This is a genomic window from Salmonella sp. 32100201201700099SM, assembly GCF_017572645.1.
Taxonomy (GTDB): Bacteria; Pseudomonadota; Gammaproteobacteria; order Enterobacterales; family Enterobacteriaceae; genus Salmonella; species Salmonella enterica.
Window position 1 is genome coordinate 101,060 of the sequence record NZ_JAGERQ010000008.1, and the last position, 20,846, is coordinate 121,905.

Below are 20,846 nucleotides of genomic sequence, written 5' to 3' on the forward strand. Positions count from 1 at the left end.
AAAAAAAGCCAGACTGAATGTCTGGCTTGCTGGAAGAGCTCTCTCATTCGGGGGAATAAGGTAGATGCGGATTGTCCAGCCAATGCGTCAAAAAGTGTGATACCGCTTGATTACCACAATGTCCGATAACCGAAAGGTGTGGCAGCGCGGCGATAAGCTGCGGCATGGCATTGCCCATAATGAGCCCCCGCCCGACGCTGCCCAGCATTTCCCGATCGTTCATCGCGTCGCCAAACGCCATGCAATCTGCCAGTGAAAGCCCTAAATGGTTGCTCAATACCGCCAGCGCCGATCCTTTATTGCACCCCAGCGGTAGCACTTCCAGGCAGTCGACGGCAGAGAAACAGAGGTGCGCGCGTTCTTCCAGCGCCTCATTGAGCTGAATGCGCAAACGGATCAGATCGTCATGATCGCCGCAAAAACAGATCTTCGTCACCTGATGGGCCGGAATACTTTTTATATCGATAACCTGATAACGAAAGCCGCTGTAGACGTGCGCCTGGAGTAGCGCGGGGATCTCCTGGCCTGTAAACCAGCCGTTGTCATTAAACACATGCATACTGGCTCGGGTATCCCAGGCATGGTGCATCACCGTATCGGCAACCTGAGGATCGAGATCCTGACGATGCAGCACGTCGCCTTCCAGCGAGTGAATTCGCGTCCCGTTACCGGTAATAAGATAAGCATCCAGTGAAAGCGTCCCCAGAATATGCCGCATCTCCAGCACATGACGACCCGTAGCGAATGTCAGGGTGATATCGCGTTCGCGCAGACGCGCCAGCGTGGCGATCGTTTCTCTACCCAAATGGTGATCGGGCATTAATAACGTGCCATCCATATCAAATGCTGCCAGACGGGCCATCTCTTTCTCCACACTGTGACGCGGTTAACTTGTTGTTCAGTATTACCTGAGATATACGGAAGTAATAGTGAACAGATAAAAGGAAGTGTTCCGGGTTTCTATGAGGCTACTGAATCGGCTTAATCAATATCAACGCCTCTGGCAGCCTTCCGCCGGGGAAACGCAACATGTCACCGTTAGCGAACTGGCCGAACGCTGTTTTTGTAGCGAGCGCCATCTGCGAACGCTGCTGCGTCAGGCCCAGCAGGCGGGTTGGCTAAGATGGGAGGCGCAGTCCGGGCGCGGGAAACGTGGACGGCTCCAGTTTCTGGTCACGCCGGAATCGCTCCGCACCGCCATGATGGAACAGGCGCTGGAAAAAGGGCAGCAGCTCAACGTACTGGAACTGGCGCAGCTGGCGCCGGGTGAGTTACGGGCGATGCTCCAGCCTTTTATGGGCGGCCAGTGGCAAAACGATACGCCGACATTGCGTATTCCCTACTATCGTCCGCTTGATCCGCTGCAGCCGGGTTTTCTGCCAGGACGCGCGGAACAGCATCTCGCAGGGCAAGTTTTTTCCGGGTTAACGCGCTTCGACCGCGACAGTCAATATCCTTGCGGGGATTTGGCGCATCACTGGGAGGTTTCCGCCGACGGTTTACGCTGGGATTTTTATATTCGCTCCACGCTGCACTGGCATAATGGCGATGCGGTGGATACCGCGCAGCTACACGAACGCCTGGAAAGGCTGCTTACCCTACCGGCGCTAAGCAAATTGTTTATTAGCGTCGCACGAATCGAAGTAACGCATCCTCAGTGCCTGACCTTTCTCCTTCACCGACCTGATTACTGGCTGGCGCATCGTCTGGCGAGCTATTGTAGCGGTCTGGCGCATCCTGACCTGCCGCTTATCGGCACCGGTCCTTTTCGCCTGGCGTTGTTCACGCCGGAACTGGTGCGTCTGGAAAGTCATGACCATTATCACCTCAGCCATCCGCTGCTGAAAGCGATTGAATTCTGGATCACCCCGCAACTGTTTGCCCAGGATCTGGGCACCAGTTGCCGCCATCCGGTGCAGATTGCCATCGGCAAACCGGAAGAGCTGGCGACGCTGAGTCAGGTAAGTAGTGGTATCAGTCTTGGCTTTTGTTATTTAACCCTCAAAAAGGGCTCACGGCTCAACGTACAGCAGGCGCGGCGTCTGATACATATTATCCATCATACTTCGCTGCTGAAAACCTTACCGGTAGATGAGAACTTGATTATGCCAAGTCAGGGACTGCTACCCGGCTGGACAATCCCGCAATGGCAGGACGTTGATGAAACGCCATTGCCGAAAAAACTTACCCTGGCGTATCACCTTCCCGTAGAGCTGCATACGATGGCGGAACAGCTTCGACATTACCTGGCGACGCTCGGCTGTGAGTTAACGTTGATTTTTCATAATGCCAAAAACTGGGATAACTGCCCTGCGTTGGCGCAAGCGGATCTGATGATGGGCGACAGGCTGATCGGCGAAGCGCCGGAATATACGCTGGAGCAGTGGCTACGTTGCGATCAGATCTGGCCACATGTCCTTGACGCGCCTGCGTTTTCCCATCTGCAGGCTACGCTTGACGCTCTGCAAATTCAGCCCAATGAAAAAGATCGCCGCGCCGCGCTACAACAAGTTTTTGCCAATCTGATGGATGACGCCACACTTACGCCGCTGTTTAATTATCACTATCGCATCAGCGCCCCACCGGGCGTTAACGGCGTTCGACTCACCCCTCGCGGCTGGTTTGAATTTAGCGAAGCCTGGCTTCCGCCGCCTTCGCCGTGAAGAAGCTGGTCGGGATTATCCGTACGCGTTACCATATTGGTTTTCGTCATTGATCAGGATAACTATGAAACGCGCCGTTGTTGTATTTAGTGGAGGTCAGGACTCCACCACTTGTCTGGCGCAAGCGCGGCATCAGTATGATGAAGTGCATTGTGTCACGTTTGATTATGGTCAGCGCCACCGCGCAGAGATTGATGTCGCGCGGGCGCTGGCGTTAAAACTTGGCGCACGCGCGCATAAAGTGCTGGATGTCACTTTACTGAACGAACTGGCGGTCAGCAGCCTGACGCGGGATAGCATTCCGGTGCCGGACTATGAACCGAACGCGGACGGCATCCCCAATACTTTCGTACCGGGACGTAATATTCTCTTTCTGACGCTGGTGGCGATTTACGCTTATCAGGTCAAAGCCGAGGCGGTGATCACCGGCGTTTGCGAGACCGATTTTTCCGGCTATCCAGACTGTCGCGATGAGTTCGTCAAAGCGCTGAATCACGCGGTGAATCTGGGCATGGCGAAAGATATCCGTTTCGAAACGCCCTTAATGTGGATTGATAAAGCTGAAACCTGGGCGCTGGCCGATTATTGGGGCCAACTGGATTTGGTTCGCGAAGAGACGCTGACCTGCTATAACGGCATTAAAGGCGATGGCTGTGGTCATTGCGCAGCCTGTAATCTGCGCGCTAACGGCCTGAATCATTACCTGTCGAATAAATCGGCGGTGATGGCGGCAATGAAGCAAAAAACCGGGTTAAGGTGATTGTTTTGCCGGATGGCGGCGCACGCGCCTTGTCCGGCCTGGCGATATTCACTATGGTCAATATCGCCAGGCCGGATCAGTTCAACGCCATCAGACAGCGAGGCGTTATTGCACCATCTGTTCCAGCTTTTCACGCAATTCGCCTTCCAGCGGCAGCGCTTTTTGCGTTTTTAAATCAATACAAACAAACGTGATGAGCGCATCGGCCACCACCTGCCCTTCTGGCTCCAGCGTAATCGTCTGGCTTAATACGCCGCTTTTACCGTTAAGCTGTTGTACCTGGCTGGTCACGGTCAGTAGATCGCTCAATACCGCCGGGCGACGGTAATTTATATTGATGTTTACCACCACAAAGGCAATATTGCGGGCCGTCATCCACTGAAAGCTGTCGCTGTTTTCCAGCCCATCCCAACGGGCCTCTTCCAGAAACTCCAGATAGCGGGCATTATTAACATGTTGATAAACATCAAGATGATATCCACGAACTTTGATTTGTGTTTGCATAGCGCAATAACCTTACGTTGTTGTTATAAGTAAACGACAAGTACAGAGGCCATAACTGGTATGACCTCTACAGTCTGGCAAATTTTTGCTACTGTGCAAGTGATTACAATGTTAAAACTGCCAGATTACGCTCCACCAGCGCGCTTCCCATTCCCGGCACCTGCTTTAAATCATCCACCGTTTTAAAAGGACCATACTCCTCCCGATAGCTCACAATAGCCTGCGCTTTTTTCAGCCCAACGCCGTTCATCACCCGCGCCAGATCCTCCGCAGACGCGGTATTAATGCTCACCCTGGTACCTTCATCATCGCTGGCTTTAGCAGGTAATGCCGCTTTGGCGGAGGATGAAGAAGGCGTATCCGCTTTTGTTTCCACCGCTGCATTTTTTGCGACAGGCGTCGCCGCCAGCGCGCTATGGGCCATGCCCGCGCAGGTTAAAGAAAGCGTAATAAGCAGTGCTTTAATTCCGTGTTTCATACTGTTTTCTCCTTGTTTGTTAACAGTGCAGCCACGATAGCGGGACGGAGAAAAACGAACAAACGGCAATTCTCAGAAATGGAAAAGGCCGCGAAAGCGGCCTTTGTGGGATACAACATTTTGCAATTTTTTGCGAAGCGCCTCGACGATTACTGCTGTTCCAGAGCGTCGCCGATTTTGATTTTCGCCTCTTTACGCAGATTGCTCATCAGCGCCTCAAAGACAATTTGCGCATTGTTCTGCGTGATGCCCTGCACCATCGCTTTTTTCTGCGCTTCCGGCATGGCGCCCGCTTTCACCTCGTCAAACGCCAGCAGAACGACGTTACCCTGCATATCGTTCGCCACGCCATAAACTGGCTTATCTTTCGTCGGAAGGCTTAACGCAAAGGCCGCCTGACTCACCGGATCCTGACTGGTACGACTTAACGTTTTAGGCTCGCCAAAACTCAGACCCGCCGCTTTCATCGCTTCCGCGCCTTTGCCCGCTTTCAGCTCGACCAGCAGTTTTTCTGCATCCAGCTTCGCCTGTTGTTCCGCTTTATTATGCTTCACCAGGGCAGTGACCTGTTCTTTCACTTCTGCCAACGGCTTCGCGGCTTCAGGTTTATGTTCGCTCACGCGCACGACAAAAGCCCGGTCGCCATCCACGGTGATAATGTCTGAATTCGGCCCCGGCGTACCGTTTTCACCCACCAGACCGCCATTAAAGATAGCATCGGCTACCGGTTTGAAGTTCAGCTCTTCCGGTAAGGTGTCACGGCTAAACCAGCCGGTTTCAACCGCTTTTACGCCAGCGACCTGTTCAGCGCCTGCTAACGACTCATTGTCGTTGCTTGCCGCATCGCTCACCTTCTGCTGCAACGCATAGTAAGCATCCAGCGCTTTTTCTTGTTTCACTTTCGCGGCAATGTCGTCGCGAACCTCGCTTAACGGTTTCACTTTGGCAGGCTGAATATCATCCAGACGCGCCACCAGAAAACCGACAGACGACTTAATCACGCCAGATATCTGACCTTTTTCTTTTAATCCGGCGTTTTTCAGTTCCGGCACCGTGGCAGACTCTTCCAGCCAGCCCATATCGCCGCCATTACGCGCAGAGATGATGTCGGTAGATTTCTCTTTCGCCAGCGTGGCGAAATCTTCGCCCTTGTTCAGCGCATCCAGTACCGCTTTCGCATCATCTTCCGTTTTGGTCTGAATAATGCTGTAACGAGTACGCTCCGGCTGGGTAAACTGATCCAAATGCTGGTCATAATAGGCCTGAATATCCGCATCGCTGACCAGTGCCTGCATCGTCGCGGCATCCAGCTTGATATAGCTTACGCGGAACTGTTCCGGCGTCATAAAGCGGGATTTATTCTGATCGTAGTAGCTGGACACTTCCTGATCGGTCACCTGCTGCTTCGCCGCCAGCGCGTTGACATCAATAACGGCTTCACGCACCACGCGCTGTTGAGAGACTAATGCCGCCAGTTCGTCGGTTTCTCCTTTCAGCATAAAATCAGTACCAGCCACGCCGTTGATCAGTTGCTGAGTGGTAAGCTGGTTACGCAGCGCCTGAGCGTACTGATCGGCGGTCATTCCCATCTGATTCACAATCGCGTTATAGCGGTTGTTGTCAAACTTACCGTCCACCTGAAAAGCGGGAGTGGCGAAAATCGCCTGCTTTACCTGCTCATCGCTGATGCCCAGTTTCAGTTCGCGGGAATATTGATCCAACAGCGCTTCATCTATCAGACGATTCAGCACCTGCTGGCGCAGGCTTTTCATATAACCTTCGTTGGCCGCCAGTTCAGAATACCTGTCGCCCAACTGCTGCTGCATACGGTTACGTTCGTTATTAAACGCATTCTCAAACTGTGCCCGGCTGATTTCCTGGCCATTCACTTTTGCGGCGTAGTTATTGCTTCCGCCAATCAGGTAACCACTAACGCCGGTCAAAATGAACGACACGATAATGATAACGAAAATAATCTTGAGCACGAGACTGTTTGCAGCCGTGCGTAAGCTGTCCATCATGGTGTAACCACACTCCGCTGTAGGTGACTTTACACTTTATCTTTCAGGCGGCTTCTCCGCTGGCTACCGAGTGATTCGCTCAGTAGCCGCGTCGACGCAACCTGAATGATTTGCGTATAGAGACTTCACGCGCATCGCATTTTCTGAACGCGGCGCACAAAAGCCTATTGTGACAAGAAACGAGGGCAATTGTCAGCCCGCAACGCACAGAAAGTCCCGAATCGCCAATAAAAAAGGCACATCAGTTGATGCGCCCTTGTACTTTGTCACATCCCCCGAGGGGATCACGCTTAGTTTACCGCGTCTTTCAGCGCTTTACCTGCACGGAAACTCGGCACTTTGGCAGCGGCGATGGTGATCTCTTTACCTGTTTGCGGGTTGCGACCAGTACGGGCAGCACGCTCTTTAACAGCAAAAGTACCAAAGCCTACCAGTGCAACGTCATCCCCTTCTTTCAGAGATTCGGTAACAGAAGCAATAATCGCATCTAACGCACGTCCAGCCGCAGCCTTAGAGATATCAGCCCCTGCAGCAATTTTTTCGATCAGTTGAGATTTATTCACTCTTCTCTTCCTCTTTATAATTTATATCGCACCTGAATCCTTCGAAGTACGACCGCGCAGCAGTTATATCAGGCCTGCCACGCCCTTACAACACCCGTTAATGGTGGCAGACCCAATCAACCATCTAAATTAGCTATACAAAAAAAGGCTGGCAAGTCCGAAATAGCCTGCCAGCCCTGTTTTTATTAGCGCTATTTGCGCGAGGTCACTATTTTGCGGTTACAACCTGCATTCCAGACGGTTCGTTTTGCAGAGCAAGCGTCAGAACTTCCTCAATGCGCTTCACAGGATGAATATCCAGATCGGCAATCACGTTGTCCGGAATTTCCTCCAGGTCACGTTTATTTTCGAACGGAATTAAGACCGTTTTAATCCCGCCGCGATGCGCCGCCAACAGCTTTTCTTTCAGGCCGCCGATCGGCAACACCTGACCACGCAGGGTGATCTCACCGGTCATTGCCACATCTGCGCGCACCGGATTACCGGTCAGGCAGGAAACCAGCGCGGTACACATCGCGATACCGGCGCTTGGACCGTCTTTCGGCGTTGCGCCTTCCGGCACGTGAACGTGGATATCGCGTTTTTCGTAAAAGTCCGGATTAATACCCAGTTTTTCCGCGCGCGCGCGCACCACGGTCAGCGCCGCCTGAATAGATTCCTGCATCACTTCACCGAGCGAGCCGGTGTAGGTCAGCTTGCCTTTGCCCGGTACGCAGGCGGTTTCGATGGTCAACAGATCGCCGCCCACTTCCGTCCACGCCAGGCCCGTCACCTGACCTACGCGGTTTTCGCTATCCGCGCGGCCATAATCAAAGCGCTGCACACCGAGGTAGTCGTGCAGATTATCGCCGTTAATTTCAATATGTTTTAACGACTTATCGAGCAACAGTTGTTTAACCGCTTTACGGCACAGTTTGGAGATTTCACGCTCCAGACTACGAACGCCCGCTTCACGCGTGTAATAGCGGATAATACCGATAATCGCGCTATCGTCGACCGTCAGTTCGCCTTTCTTCAGCGCGTTACGCTCGATCTGCTTCGGCAGCAGGTGACGTTTAGCAATATTCAGCTTCTCGTCTTCGGTATAACCGGACAGACGGATCACTTCCATACGATCCAGCAGCGGCGCCGGAATGTTCATGGAGTTGGAGGTGGCGACGAACATCACATCGCTGAGATCGTAATCCACTTCCAGGTAATGATCGCTGAACGCCACGTTCTGCTCCGGGTCCAGCACCTCAAGCAGTGCGGAAGCCGGATCGCCGCGCATGTCCGAGGACATTTTGTCGATCTCATCGAGCAGGAATAGTGGGTTTTTAACCCCCACTTTGGCCATTTTTTGGATCAGTTTACCCGGCATAGAGCCAATGTAAGTCCGGCGATGACCGCGGATTTCCGCTTCATCACGCACGCCGCCCAGCGCCATACGGACGTATTTACGCCCTGTGGCTTTAGCGATGGACTGGCCCAACGAGGTTTTACCTACCCCCGGCGGCCCCACCAGACACAGGATCGGCCCCTTGATTTTATTTACACGGCTTTGTACCGCGAGATACTCAAGGATGCGGTCTTTCACACGCTCCAGACCATAATGGTCAGTATCGAGGATTTCCTGTGCCTGACGCAGGTCTTTTTTGACCTTGCTACGCGCATTCCACGGCACCTGCACCATCCAGTCGATGTAGCCGCGCACCACGGTCGCTTCCGCCGACATCGGAGACATCATTTTCAGCTTCTGCAGTTCCGCTTCCGCTTTCTCTTTCGCCTCTTTCGGCATTTTCGCCGCGTCGATCTTACGCTTCAGCGCTTCGTTTTCGTCCGGCGCGTCGTCCATCTCGCCAAGTTCTTTCTGAATCGCTTTCATTTGCTCGTTCAGATAGTACTCGCGCTGGGATTTCTCCATCTGCTTTTTCACGCGGTTGCGAATGCGTTTCTCAACCTGCAGCAGATCGATTTCAGATTCCATCATCGCCATCAGATATTCCAGACGTTCGTTAACGTCGGACATCTCCAGTACGGACTGTTTATCCGCCAGTTTCAGCGGCATATGCGCGGCGATGGTGTCAGCCAGACGTGCAGGGTCGTCAATGCTATTGAGTGACGTCAGCACTTCCGGCGGAATTTTTTTGTTCAGCTTGATGTAGCCTTCGAACTGGCTGATAGCGGTACGCACCAGCACTTCTTGTTCACGCTCATCAATGGCTGGCGAATCAAGGTACTCCGCCTTCGCGGAGAAATGTTCGCCGTTGTCAGACAGCGCGGAAATACGCGCGCGCTGTAACCCCTCGACCAGCACTTTTACGGTGCCGTCAGGCAGTTTCAGCATCTGCAAAATAGAGGCCACGGTCCCGACGGTGAAAAGATCGTTTACACCCGGCTCATCCGTTGATGCTTCCTTCTGGGCGACCAGCATGATTTTTTTATCATGGTCCATAGCCGCTTCCAGACAACGGATAGATTTTTCCCGCCCTACAAATAAGGGTATGACCATGTGCGGATAAACCACCACATCGCGCAACGGCAATACGGGGATTTCAATGCGTTCAGAACGCTCAGGATTCATAGAGCTCTCTCTTAGTTTAGTGTCCGCCAGGTAATCAGATAGTATAGCTGTGCTCCATACCACCTATAACATGTACGTCAGTATATGGGGATGTTTCCCACACATTCAACGGCGTGTTTACAGGAAAAACGAAAGGGGAGATAAAATCCCCCCTTTTTTGGCTAACTGATTGTATGAATGTTTAATTATTCGCCAGAAGCCTGCGCTTCCGGTTTGCCGTAAATCAGCAACGGCTTACTCTGACCGGCAATAACGGACTCGTCGATCACCACTTTTTCGACGTCTTCCATAGATGGCAAATCGTACATGGTATCCAGCAGCGCCGCTTCGACGATAGAACGCAGACCACGGGCACCGGTTTTACGCGCCATTGCTTTCCTGGCGATAGCGTCCAGCGCTTCGTCACGGAATTCCAGATCGACGCCTTCCAGGTTAAACAGCGCCTGATACTGCTTGGTCAGCGCATTTTTCGGCTCTTTCAGGATTTGAATCAGCGCTTCTTCGCTGAGTTCGTTCAGCGTCGCCACCACTGGCAGACGACCGATAAACTCAGGAATCAGACCAAATTTGATCAAATCTTCCGGTTCAACCTGCGACAACAGCTCGCCTTCGCTGGCTTTGTCGGACTTCGCTTTCACCGTCGCGCCAAAACCAATGCCGGAGCCGGTTTCAACACGGTTAGCGATCACTTTATCCAGACCAGCAAACGCGCCGCCGCAGATAAACAGAATCTTAGAGGTATCTACCTGTAAGAACTCCTGCTGCGGATGTTTGCGACCGCCCTGCGGTGGAACCGCGGCGACGGTGCCTTCGATCAGTTTCAGCAACGCCTGCTGTACGCCTTCGCCGGAAACATCGCGGGTAATGGACGGATTGTCTGATTTACGCGAAATCTTATCGATTTCATCAATGTAGACAATCCCACGCTGCGCTTTTTGCACGTCGTAGTCGCATTTCTGCAACAGTTTCTGAATGATATTCTCGACGTCTTCACCCACGTAACCCGCTTCGGTCAGCGTGGTCGCATCCGCCATAGTGAACGGCACATCCAGCAAGCGCGCCAGCGTTTCCGCCAGCAGCGTTTTACCGGAACCGGTCGGTCCAATCAGCAGAATGTTGCTTTTGCCTAACTCGACGCCATTGCTGGTATCACCGTTACGCAGACGCTTGTAGTGGTTATAGACCGCCACCGCCAGCACTTTTTTCGCCTGCTCCTGGCCGATAACGTAATCGTCCAGGTGGGTACGAATTTCATGCGGCGTCGGCAGCGCACTACGTTCACGGTGCGGAGCAACTTCTTTAATTTCTTCGCGAATAATGTCGTTACATAAATCGACGCATTCGTCGCAGATATACACGGATGGACCGGCAATCAGCTTGCGCACTTCATGCTGGCTTTTGCCGCAAAAAGAGCAGTACAACAATTTGCCCGAGCCATCTTTGCGTTTATCTGTCATGAGTCAAAACCTCTTCTTTGTTCTTTGTGCCGCACACGACGACGCAAATGCCATTCTCAGGCGCAAGCCGCTAATCAGCGTTGTGCCGCCCTTCATTAGTATATACACAAAATCATTCGAGCTACATCAAGGCGGCAACTCGGCGACTCCGCAGGCGCTTACATAAGTAAGTCACCGGGAGGCGCGCTGGCAACCAACACCGAGGTAGCGTGAAGGATGAAGTGTATAGCGGCACACTTGCGTCCAGGGCATCAATTACGATGGGTCAAAATTGAGTCAACCAAACCGTACTCTACCGCTTCAGGCGCGGAGAGGAAGCGATCGCGCTCAGTATCACGTTCAATCTGCTCAAGAGATTGACCCGTATGATGCGCCATAAGTTCATTCATGCGCCCTTTTACTTTCAAAATTTCGCGGGCGTGAATTTCAATATCCGTCGCCTGGCCCTGGTAGCCGCCCAGCGGCTGGTGGATCATGACGCGAGAGTTCGGCAAGCAGAAACGTTTGCCTTTCGCCCCGGCAGTCAGCAGAAACGCCCCCATAGAGGCCGCCTGTCCCATACAAATGGTGCTGACGTCTGGCTTAATAAACTGCATGGTGTCATAGATGGAGATCCCCGCAGTAATTACGCCGCCAGGAGAATTAATGTACAGATAGATATCTTTTTCCGGGTTTTCCGCTTCCAGGAACAGCATCTGCGCCACGATCAGGTTAGCCATATGGTCTTCGACCTGGCCGGTCAGAAATATGACGCGTTCCTTAAGTAGACGAGAATAGATATCAAAAGAGCGCTCACCGCGTGAGGTCTGTTCAATGACCATCGGCACCAGCGCCATATGAGGGGCCAAATTATCTCGTTCTCCGCTGTATGACATTTCCGTCTCCTGGATAAAAATTGAAAAAACCTGCTGTACTGATTGTAACCTGATGGACGGATTATCAGCCAGTCCCTCTGTAATGGGTACGGCATCGCCATAATTCAAGCATAACAATCTTTTGCTCTAACGCTAACACTGAAACGCGGTTTTCGCACCCTTACCATGCAAAATGCGTGACAAAAAAAACCCGTCACTGAAAGGTGACGGGTTTTTGTGCAAATTTCGTGCTTTTAACGCGACAAATTACGCCTGCTGGTTCATCAGCTCATTGAAGGAAGTGGCTTTTTCAGACACTTTCGCTTTTGCCAGAACCGCTTCAACAGCCTGTTCTTCCAGAGCGACGTTACGCATATTGTCCATCAGCTCTTTATTTTTGCTGTAGAACTCAATTACTTCTTTCGGATCTTCGTAAGCAGACGCCATCTCTTCGATCAAGCCTTTAACGCGTTCTTCGTCCGCTTTCAGCTCGTTGGTGCGGATTACTTCGCCGAGCAGCAGACCGACAACTACACGACGCTTAGCCTGTTCTTCGAACAGTTCGCGCGGCAGCTCCAGAGCCTGTTTCTCGTTACCACCAAAACGCTGCGCAGCCTGACGGCGCAGAACGTCGATTTCGCTGTCGATCAGCGCAGCCGGTACGTCGATGTCGTTAGCTTTTACCAGGCCTTCGATCGCCTGAGACTTAACGCGGTTACGCACCGCGCCTTTCAGCTCGCGTTCCATGTTTTTACGTACTTCAGCGCGCAGACCGGCTACGGAACCATCTTCAACGCCGAAACGTTTGATGAATTCTTCGGTCAGTTCCGGCAGTTCGCGCTCTTCAACTTTCTTCAGGTTGATAACGAACTTAGCCGCTTTACCTTTCAGGTTTTCAGCGTGGTACTCTTCCGGGAAGGTCACATCGATAGTGAACTCTTCGCCAGCTTTGTGGCCTTTAACGCCGTCTTCAAAGCCCGGAATCATACGACCCTGGCCCATCGCCAGAACGAAATCGGTCGCTTTGCCGCCTTCGAACTCTTCGCCGTCTACAGAGCCGGTGAAGTCGATGGTCACACGGTCTTCCGCATCAGCAGCGCCGTCTTTTTCTTTCCAGGTCGCCTGCTGCTTACGCAGGGTGTCCAGCATCACATCAACGTCAGCGTCGGTGACTTCAACAACCGGCTTTTCAACTTCGATGGACTCGAGGCCGGTCAGCTCAACTTCCGGATAGACTTCAAACTCGACGGAGTAAGTGAAGTCTTCACCCACTTTGTATTCGCCCGGAACATAGTTCGGCGCGCCTGCCGGGTTAATTTTTTCTTTGATGATCGCGTCAACGAAGTTGCGGCTCATCAGATCGCCCAGCACGTCCTGGCGAACAGAAGCGCCATAACGCTGAGCGACGATATTCATCGGTACTTTGCCTTTACGGAAGCCGTCAATACGTACTTTTTTCGCTACGTTGACCAGCTCGCTTTTTACAGCGGTCTCGATGCTGTCAGCAGCGATTGTAATCGTTACACGGCGGCCAAGGCCCTGAGTGGTTTCAACTGAAACTTGCATCTTGTTACCTCAAAAAATCACAGTGCTCGGTCAACTCTACTCCGCAAGCACGTGCTATTTGCTTCGCGGAACCGGGATGTTCTCATAATCAATCACATTCCCTGTCGTCAGAATCATCCCGAAGACGTTCATATATAAGACGGCGCATTATAGCGGCATCACTTTTGTGAGTCGAGAACGGTGATTGTGCGATGCTGCGGCGGTTTTCACAATTCTCGGCTAATTTTTGTCTGAATACTGTACGACACGCTCAAAATTCAGACAAAACAAAACGGCCCGTAGGCCGTTTTCACATAATTCTGTAGCAACATACTGGAAAAGCGGAGGTAGTTGCAAATCCGTTTTGCTACGCGATGCTTCCCGCGCCGCGACAAGGAGGCGACGCGAAGATAGTATCCTGCAATCCTTCCCACTCTTTGAGGGTATAAGTATGCAGTGCCAGCGCATGTACGGTTGTGGAGAGTTCCGCCGTTAACGTACCGTAAATCATCCGATGACGATTAAGAAAACGTTCGCCTGTAAAGCGATCGCTCACCAGCACGACCTTAAAATGGCTTTCCGATCCTGCTGGAACATTGTGACGATAGCTTTCATCCACAACTTCGAGAAACACGGGGTCGAACGCTGTCCTTAATTTTTCTTCTATTTGCTCACGTATCATCATGAAAATCTCCTCCGACAACGCTGTGATGTCACCCATCCCTTTAAATACTAGCCGCTTTTACCGTTTCCATTACAGCATGACAACAAAAATTTAGCTTTCGTCTGATTATTTCAGCCAAACGTATGAAGTTTACTGCCTTAATCATTCTTTTAGCGCTCAAAATCCCCGCTCGCGCCGTTATCAATACCAAATCGGACATTACGACGAATTTACCTGCGTTGACCACTTCCCCTCGCCGTTAGCGGTGTTATGATGGCGGGAATTTTTACCTATCACGTTTTAAGCGTCATTGAGAGCCTGAATATGTTAAAAAAACTTCTCTTTCCGTTAGTCGCTCTGTTTATGCTGGCAGGATGCGCCACACCGCCGACGACCATTGACGTCGCGCCGAAGATCACCTTGCCACAGCAGGACCCGAGCCTGATGGGCGTCACCGTTAGCATTACCGGCGCGGACCAACGCCAGGATCAAGCGTTAGCGAAAGTCACGCGTAACAACCAGCTGGTAACGTTAACCGCCTCCCGCGATTTACGCTTCCTGTTACAAGAAGTCCTGGAAAAACAGATGACGGCACGGGGCTATATGATCGGGCCTAACGGCGCGGTTAATCTGCAGATTATTGTTAACCAACTGTATGCTGATGTTTCCCAGGGCAGCGTGCGCTACAACATCGCGACCAAAGCGGATATCGCGATTATTGCGACCGCGGCAAATGGCAGCAAGATGACCAAAAACTATCGCGCCAACTACTCTATTGAAGGGGCGTTCCAGGCCTCTAACCAGAATATTGCCGACGCGGTGAACAGCGTTCTGACCGATACCATCGCTGATATGTCTCAGGACACCAGCATTCACGATTTTATCAAGCAAAACGCCCGTTAATAGCAACAACAAGACCCGGCAGAAGCCGGGTCTGTAGATGCCTATGTCAAGTCAATATTTACGTATTTTCCAGCAACCGCGTTCAGCCATTCTGCTGATATTGGGTTTTGCCTCCGGTCTCCCGCTGGCGCTCACCTCCGGTACGCTACAGGCGTGGATGACCGTCGAGAATATCGATCTTAAAACGATTGGCTTCTTCTCGCTGGTTGGTCAGGCCTATGTGTTTAAGTTTCTCTGGTCCCCGCTAATGGACCGCTACACGCCGCCTTTTTTAGGTCGTCGTCGCGGTTGGTTACTCGCCACCCAACTGTTGTTACTGGCGGCGATTGCGGCGATGGGCTTTCTTGAACCCGGCACGCAGCTACGCTGGATGGCGGCGCTGGCGGTGGTGATTGCTTTTTGCTCCGCCTCGCAGGATATCGTGTTCGACGCCTGGAAAACCGATGTTTTACCCGCAGAAGAACGCGGCGCTGGCGCGGCAATCAGCGTGCTTGGCTACCGGTTGGGGATGCTGGTTTCCGGCGGACTGGCGCTATGGCTGGCCGATCGCTGGCTCGGCTGGCAGGGCATGTACTGGCTGATGGCGGCATTGCTGATCCCCTGCATTATCGCCACCTTACTGGCGCCGGAACCGACCGATACTATCCCGTCCCCGAAATCGCTGGAACAAGCCGTCGTCGCGCCGCTACGCGATTTCTTTGGCCGTAATAACGCCTGGCTGATTTTACTGCTCATTGTGCTTTATAAACTGGGTGACGCCTTCGCTATGAGCCTGACCACCACCTTTTTGATTCGCGGCGTCGGCTTTGACGCCGGTGAAGTTGGCGTGGTCAATAAAACGCTGAGCCTGTTGGCAACGATCGTCGGCGCGTTATACGGCGGCATATTAATGCAGCGTCTTTCGCTGTTTCGCGCGCTGCTGATTTTCGGCATTTTGCAAGGCGCGTCCAACGCCGGTTACTGGTTGCTCTCCATTACCGATAAAAACATGTTCAGCATGGGCGCGGCGGTCTTTTTCGAAAATCTGTGCGGCGGAATGGGTACTGCCGCCTTTGTCGCGTTATTAATGACGCTATGTAATAAGTCGTTTTCCGCAACACAGTTTGCCCTACTGTCGGCCCTCTCCGCAGTAGGCCGCGTTTATGTTGGTCCCGTAGCGGGCTGGTTCGTTGAAGCGCACGGCTGGCCGACATTCTACCTCTTCTCAGTTGTCGCCGCCGTTCCCGGGCTGTTACTGTTGCTGGTCTGTCGGCAAACGCTGGAATATAGCTGGCAGAACGAGCGTTTCATTCCCCGCACGCAATACCGTGGCGCCTATAATTTCGCGCTTTCAATCCTGCTCGCGGGAGTGGCTTTACTGGCGGTCTGGGTACTCCTGCTGACCATGAACGCGGTGGATTACACTAACTTCTCATTCCTACCCGGATTGCTTGAGACTGCGGTAGCGGTTGCCGTGTGCGGCATTGTCTTTGGCGGGTTGCTGGACTACCTGGCGCTACGAAAAACACGCCTGCTCTAAAACATTATTTGCCGTTGTAATAACGACCCGGAATTATAACGGCTAAATAACCATCAATTGATAAAAAATATATTTGTCTTTTTGTGCGCAACAGAATTTTGGAAATTATTGGTAATTTCTACGCTACCTATTTTCTTTACACGATTCAGCCGATTAAATTTAAATTTCTGCCGTTGATTGTCCTTTTATTGATAATTAATTGTTAAGCAATTGTTTTATTTTTACATTGGTTATACCAATTATCCCTCAACATCCCACTTATAGACCTCATCCGTTATAACGCAAAGTTTCAACAGTGTCTTAAAGTTATTTCGACATACTTGGCAACATATGTGACACGCGCGGCAGAACTTGGTAACACAGAACCAATCATGTTTACAGTAATGTAACCTTACCGTAAAATGCCCCTACACTTTAAACGCCACCAGGTCCCGTGGAATTGAGGTCGTTAAATGAGACTCAGGAAATACAATAAAAGTTTGGGATGGTTGTCATTAATTGCAGGCACTGCATTACTCAGTGGCTGTAATTCTGCGCTGCTGGATCCCAAAGGACAGATTGGACTGGAGCAACGTTCGCTGATACTGACGGCATTTGGCCTGATGTTGATCGTCGTTATTCCCGCCATCTTGATGGCTGTTGGTTTCGCCTGGAAGTATCGTGCGAGTAATAAGGATGCGAAGTATAGCCCGAACTGGTCACACTCCAATAAAGTGGAAGCCGTGGTCTGGACGGTGCCTATCTTGATCATCATTTTCCTTGCCGTACTGACCTGGAAAACCACGCACGCGCTTGAACCAAGCAAGCCGCTGGCGCATGACGAAAAACCGATCACCATCGAAGTGGTTTCCATGGACTGGAAATGGTTCTTCATCTATCCGGAGCAGGGTATCGCCACCGTCAACGAGATCGCCTTCCCGGCGAACACGCCGGTTTATTTCAAAGTGACCTCCAACTCCGTGATGAACTCCTTCTTTATCCCGCGTCTGGGTAGCCAGATTTATGCCATGGCCGGTATGCAAACACGTTTGCATCTGATCGCCAACGAACCCGGAACCTACGATGGCATCTCCGCCAGCTATAGCGGCCCGGGCTTCTCTGGTATGAAGTTTAAAGCTATCGCCACCAAAGACCGCGCAGAATTCGACCAATGGGTCGCAAAAGCGAAGCAGTCTCCGAACACCATGAATGATATGGCGGCGTTCGAGAAAGTGGCTATGCCAAGCGAGTACAACAAGGTGGAATATTTCTCCAGCGTGAAACCAGATTTGTTCAAGGACGTTATTAACAAATTCATGGACCACGGTAAGAGCATGGACATGACCCAACCTGAAGGTGAGCACAGCTCGCATGAAGGAATGGAAGGTATGGACATGAGCCACGCGGAATCCGCCAACTCCAAGGGTTGAGGAAGATAAAATGTTCGGAAAATTATCACTGGATGCAGTACCGTTCCATGAACCTATCGTCATGGTAACGATCGCTGCAATTATCGTCGGGGGACTGGCGATACTGGCAGCGATTACTTACTTCGGTAAGTGGACCTACCTATGGAAAGAGTGGTTAACGTCGGTTGACCATAAACGCCTCGGCATCATGTATATCATCGTCGCGATTGTGATGCTGTTACGTGGTTTCGCCGATGCCATCATGATGCGTAGCCAGCAGGCGCTTGCCTCCGCAGGCGAAGCGGGTTTTCTACCGCCGCACCACTACGATCAGATCTTTACCGCTCACGGCGTAATCATGATCTTCTTCGTGGCGATGCCCTTCGTTATCGGTCTGATGAACCTGGTGGTTCCGCTGCAGATCGGCGCGCGCGACGTTGCTTTCCCTTTCCTGAACAACCTGAGCTTCTGGTTCACCGTTGTCGGCGTTATTCTGGTTAACCTCTCGCTGGGCGTGGGTGAATTCGCGCAGACAGGGTGGCTGGCTTATCCGCCGCTATCGGGAATAGAGTACAGTCCCAGCGTCGGGGTCGATTACTGGATATGGGCGTTGCAACTCTCGGGTATTGGTACGACGTTAACCGGTATCAACTTCTTCGTGACGATCCTGAAGATGCGTGCGCCGGGTATGACAATGTTCAAGATGCCGGTCTTTACCTGGGCCTCTTTGTGCGCCAACGTACTGATCATCGCCTCTTTCCCGATTCTGACGGTTACCGTCGCGTTGCTGACCCTGGATCGCTATCTGGGCACCCATTTCTTTACCAACGATATGGGCGGCAACATGATGATGTACATCAACCTGATTTGGGCCTGGGGCCATCCGGAAGTGTACATTCTGATTCTGCCGGTCTTCGGGGTATTCTCCGAAATCGCAGCGACCTTCTCGCGTAAACGTCTGTTCGGCTATACCTCGCTGGTTTGGGCGACCGTCTGTATTACCGTACTGTCGTTTATCGTTTGGCTGCACCACTTCTTCACGATGGGCGCGGGCGCGAACGTTAACGCCTTCTTCGGTATCACCACCATGATTATCGCCATCCCGACCGGGGTGAAGATCTTCAACTGGTTGTTCACCATGTATCAGGGCCGTATCGTCTTCCATTCCGCAATGATGTGGACCATCGGCTTTATCGTGACCTTCTCGGTCGGCGGTATGACCGGCGTGCTGCTGGCGGTACCGGGCGCGGACTTCGTCCTGCACAACAGCCTGTTCCTGATTGCGCACTTCCATAACGTGATCATCGGCGGCGTGGTGTTTGGCTGCTTCGCAGGTATGACTTACTGGTGGCCGAAGGCGCTTGGCTTCAAGCTGAACGAAACCTGGGGTAAACGCGCCTTCTGGTTCTGGATTATCGGTTTCTTTGTAGCCTTTATGCCGCTGTACGTACTGGGCTTCATGGGCATGACCCGTCGCCTCAGCCAGCAAATTGATCCGCAGTTCCATACGATGCTGATGGTTGCCGCCGCCGGCGCCGCGCTGATTGCGCTGGGTATCCTGTGCCAACTGATTCAGATCTTCGTTTCTATTCGCGACCGCGATCAGAACCGCGATCTGACCGGCGACCCATGGGGTGGCCGTACGCTGGAGTGGTCAACCTCTTCTCCGCCGCCGTTCTATAACTTTGCCGTTGTGCCGCACGTTCACGAACGTGACGCCTTCTGGGAAATGAAAGAAAAAGGCGAAGCGTACCAACAGCCTGGACAGTATGGAGAGATTCATATGCCGAAAAATAGCGGTGCCGGTATTGTTATCGCCGCCTTCGCGACGGTATTTGGCTTCGCCATGATCTGGCATATCTGGTGGCTGGCGATAGTGGGTTTCGCAGGCATGATCATCAGCTGGATTGTAAAAAGCTTTGATGAAGATGTGGATTACTACGTGCCGGTCCCGGAAGTCGAAAAACTGGAAAGCCAGCATTTCGATGAGATTACTAAGGCAGGGCTGAAAAATGGCAACTGATACTTTAACGCACGCGACTGCCCACGCGCACGAACACGGGCACCATGACGCAGGCCAGAACAAAATCTTCGGATTTTGGGTCTACCTGATGAGCGACTGCATTCTGTTCTCTATTCTGTTTGCTACCTATGCCGTTCTGGTAAACGGCACCGCTGGCGGCCCGACAGGTAAGGACATTTTCGAACTGCCGTTCGTTCTGGTTGAAACCTTCCTGCTGTTATTTAGCTCCATTACCTACGGCATGGCGGCGATCGCCATGCACAAGAACAACAAGAGCCAGGTTATCTCCTGGCTGGCGTTGACCTTCTTGTTCGGTGCCGGATTTATCGGGATGGAAATCTATGAATTCCATCACCTGATTGTTAACGGTATGGGCCCGGATCGCAGCGGCTTCCTGTCTGCGTTCTTCGCGCTGGTCGGCACGCACGGTCTGCACGTCACTTCCGGTTTGATTTGGATGGCGGTGCTGATGGTGCAAGTCGCCCGTCGCGGTCTGACCAGCACTAACCGTACCCGCATCATGTGCCTGAGCCTGTTCTGGCACTTCCTGGATGTGATTTGGATTTGCGTATTCACTGTTGTTTATCTGATGGGGGCGATGTAATGAGTCATTCTACCGAGAGCGGCGGCGCATCCCACGGCAGCGTAAAAACGTACATGACCGGCTTTATCCTGTCGGTCATCCTGACGGTTATTCCATTCTGGATGGTGATGACCGGCGCTGCCTCTCCGGCCGTTATTCTGGGATCTATCCTGGCAATGGCAGTGGTGCAGATTTTGGTGCATCTGGTGTGTTTCCTGCACATGAACACCAAATCTGATGAAGGCTGGAACATGACGGCCTTCATCTTTACCGTGCTGATCATCGCCATCCTGGTTGTGGGCTCCATCTGGATTATGTGGAACCTCAACTACAACATGATGATGCACTAAGAGCGGCG

General features: G+C 52.2%; 18 protein-coding genes. 8 read left to right on the top strand and 10 right to left on the bottom strand.

All coding sequences use genetic code 11. From position 1 onward, the window contains the following. Nucleotides 1-43 precede the first annotated feature (43 nt). Nucleotides 44-862: an HMP-PP phosphatase gene (gene cof / locus J4685_RS14485; protein ID WP_000113030.1), complete on the bottom strand. Its 819-nt coding sequence runs from the start codon at nt 860-862 to the stop codon at nt 44-46. A gap of 100 nt (nt 863-962) precedes the next feature. Here cof and J4685_RS14490 point away from each other — a divergent pair, with 100 nt between their 5' ends. Beyond that, nucleotides 963-2,663: an SgrR family transcriptional regulator gene (locus J4685_RS14490; RefSeq protein WP_001238162.1), complete on the top strand. Its 1,701-nt coding sequence runs from the start codon at nt 963-965 to the stop codon at nt 2,661-2,663. A 64-nt stretch (nt 2,664-2,727) separates the two neighbouring features. Then, a complete protein-coding gene (gene queC / locus J4685_RS14495; RefSeq protein ID WP_000817205.1) occupies nt 2,728-3,423 on the top strand; it encodes a 7-cyano-7-deazaguanine synthase QueC in 696 nt (231 codons plus the stop codon). A gap of 105 nt (nt 3,424-3,528) precedes the next feature. Here the strand turns inward: queC and fadM are convergent, their stop codons facing one another. The 9 genes from fadM to bolA form a co-directional block, all read right to left on the bottom strand. Then, nucleotides 3,529-3,927: a long-chain acyl-CoA thioesterase FadM gene (gene fadM, locus J4685_RS14500; protein ID WP_001194543.1), complete on the bottom strand. Its 399-nt coding sequence runs from the start codon at nt 3,925-3,927 to the stop codon at nt 3,529-3,531. Between the two features lie 103 nt (nt 3,928-4,030). Beyond that, a complete protein-coding gene (locus J4685_RS14505) occupies nt 4,031-4,405 on the bottom strand; it encodes a helix-hairpin-helix domain-containing protein (RefSeq protein ID WP_000680322.1) in 375 nt (124 codons plus the stop codon). Nucleotides 4,406-4,554: 149 nt separating this feature from the next. Continuing rightward, nucleotides 4,555-6,426, bottom strand: a complete 1,872-nt coding sequence (gene ppiD, locus J4685_RS14510) for a peptidylprolyl isomerase (protein WP_000969429.1) — start codon at nt 6,424-6,426, stop codon at nt 4,555-4,557. A gap of 290 nt (nt 6,427-6,716) precedes the next feature. Then, nucleotides 6,717-7,007 carry a nucleoid-associated protein HU-beta gene (gene hupB, locus J4685_RS14515; RefSeq protein ID WP_254888479.1) on the bottom strand — a complete coding sequence of 97 codons (291 nt, stop codon included), beginning with the start codon at nt 7,005-7,007 and terminating at the stop codon, nt 6,717-6,719. Nucleotides 7,008-7,197: 190 nt separating this feature from the next. Next, nucleotides 7,198-9,552, bottom strand: a complete 2,355-nt coding sequence (lon, locus tag J4685_RS14520) for an endopeptidase La (RefSeq protein ID WP_001067728.1) — start codon at nt 9,550-9,552, stop codon at nt 7,198-7,200. 185 nt (nt 9,553-9,737) lie between these two features. Then, nucleotides 9,738-11,009, bottom strand: coding sequence for an ATP-dependent protease ATP-binding subunit ClpX (gene clpX, locus J4685_RS14525; protein WP_000130314.1), 1,272 nt, complete (start codon nt 11,007-11,009; stop codon nt 9,738-9,740). Between the two features lie 251 nt (nt 11,010-11,260). Further along, entirely contained in the window at nt 11,261-11,884 is a 624-nt protein-coding gene (gene clpP / locus J4685_RS14530) for an ATP-dependent Clp endopeptidase proteolytic subunit ClpP (protein WP_000122256.1), read from the bottom strand. A 246-nt stretch (nt 11,885-12,130) separates the two neighbouring features. Beyond that, nucleotides 12,131-13,429, bottom strand: a complete 1,299-nt coding sequence (gene tig, locus J4685_RS14535; protein WP_001198403.1) for a trigger factor — start codon at nt 13,427-13,429, stop codon at nt 12,131-12,133. 346 nt (nt 13,430-13,775) lie between these two features. Further along, on the bottom strand, nt 13,776-14,093 hold the full coding sequence (gene bolA, locus J4685_RS14540; RefSeq protein ID WP_000973433.1) for a transcriptional regulator BolA: 318 nt from the start codon (nt 14,091-14,093) through the stop codon (nt 13,776-13,778). A 303-nt stretch (nt 14,094-14,396) separates the two neighbouring features. Between bolA and J4685_RS14545 the strand changes: the two genes are divergently transcribed. From J4685_RS14545 to J4685_RS14570, 6 genes are all read left to right on the top strand, one after another. Further along, the gene (locus J4685_RS14545) at nt 14,397-14,975 is read left to right on the top strand and encodes a lipoprotein (protein ID WP_001537832.1); all 579 of its coding nucleotides are present in this window, start codon (nt 14,397-14,399) and stop codon (nt 14,973-14,975) included. Nucleotides 14,976-15,018: 43 nt separating this feature from the next. After that, nucleotides 15,019-16,494 carry a muropeptide MFS transporter AmpG gene (gene ampG / locus J4685_RS14550; RefSeq protein WP_000098486.1) on the top strand — a complete coding sequence of 492 codons (1,476 nt, stop codon included), beginning with the start codon at nt 15,019-15,021 and terminating at the stop codon, nt 16,492-16,494. A gap of 452 nt (nt 16,495-16,946) precedes the next feature. Beyond that, nucleotides 16,947-17,903, top strand: coding sequence for a cytochrome o ubiquinol oxidase subunit II (gene cyoA / locus J4685_RS14555; RefSeq protein ID WP_001239448.1), 957 nt, complete (start codon nt 16,947-16,949; stop codon nt 17,901-17,903). A 10-nt stretch (nt 17,904-17,913) separates the two neighbouring features. Next, nucleotides 17,914-19,905 carry a cytochrome o ubiquinol oxidase subunit I gene (gene cyoB / locus J4685_RS14560; RefSeq protein WP_000467164.1) on the top strand — a complete coding sequence of 664 codons (1,992 nt, stop codon included), beginning with the start codon at nt 17,914-17,916 and terminating at the stop codon, nt 19,903-19,905. Further along, nucleotides 19,895-20,509, top strand: coding sequence for a cytochrome o ubiquinol oxidase subunit III (locus tag J4685_RS14565; protein WP_000179831.1), 615 nt, complete (start codon nt 19,895-19,897; stop codon nt 20,507-20,509). Before cyoB ends, J4685_RS14565 begins: the two co-directional genes overlap by 11 nt. Next, nucleotides 20,509-20,838 carry a cytochrome o ubiquinol oxidase subunit IV gene (locus J4685_RS14570; RefSeq protein ID WP_000019878.1) on the top strand — a complete coding sequence of 110 codons (330 nt, stop codon included), beginning with the start codon at nt 20,509-20,511 and terminating at the stop codon, nt 20,836-20,838. The genes J4685_RS14565 and J4685_RS14570 overlap by 1 nt, the downstream gene beginning before the upstream one ends. Nucleotides 20,839-20,846 lie beyond the last annotated feature (8 nt).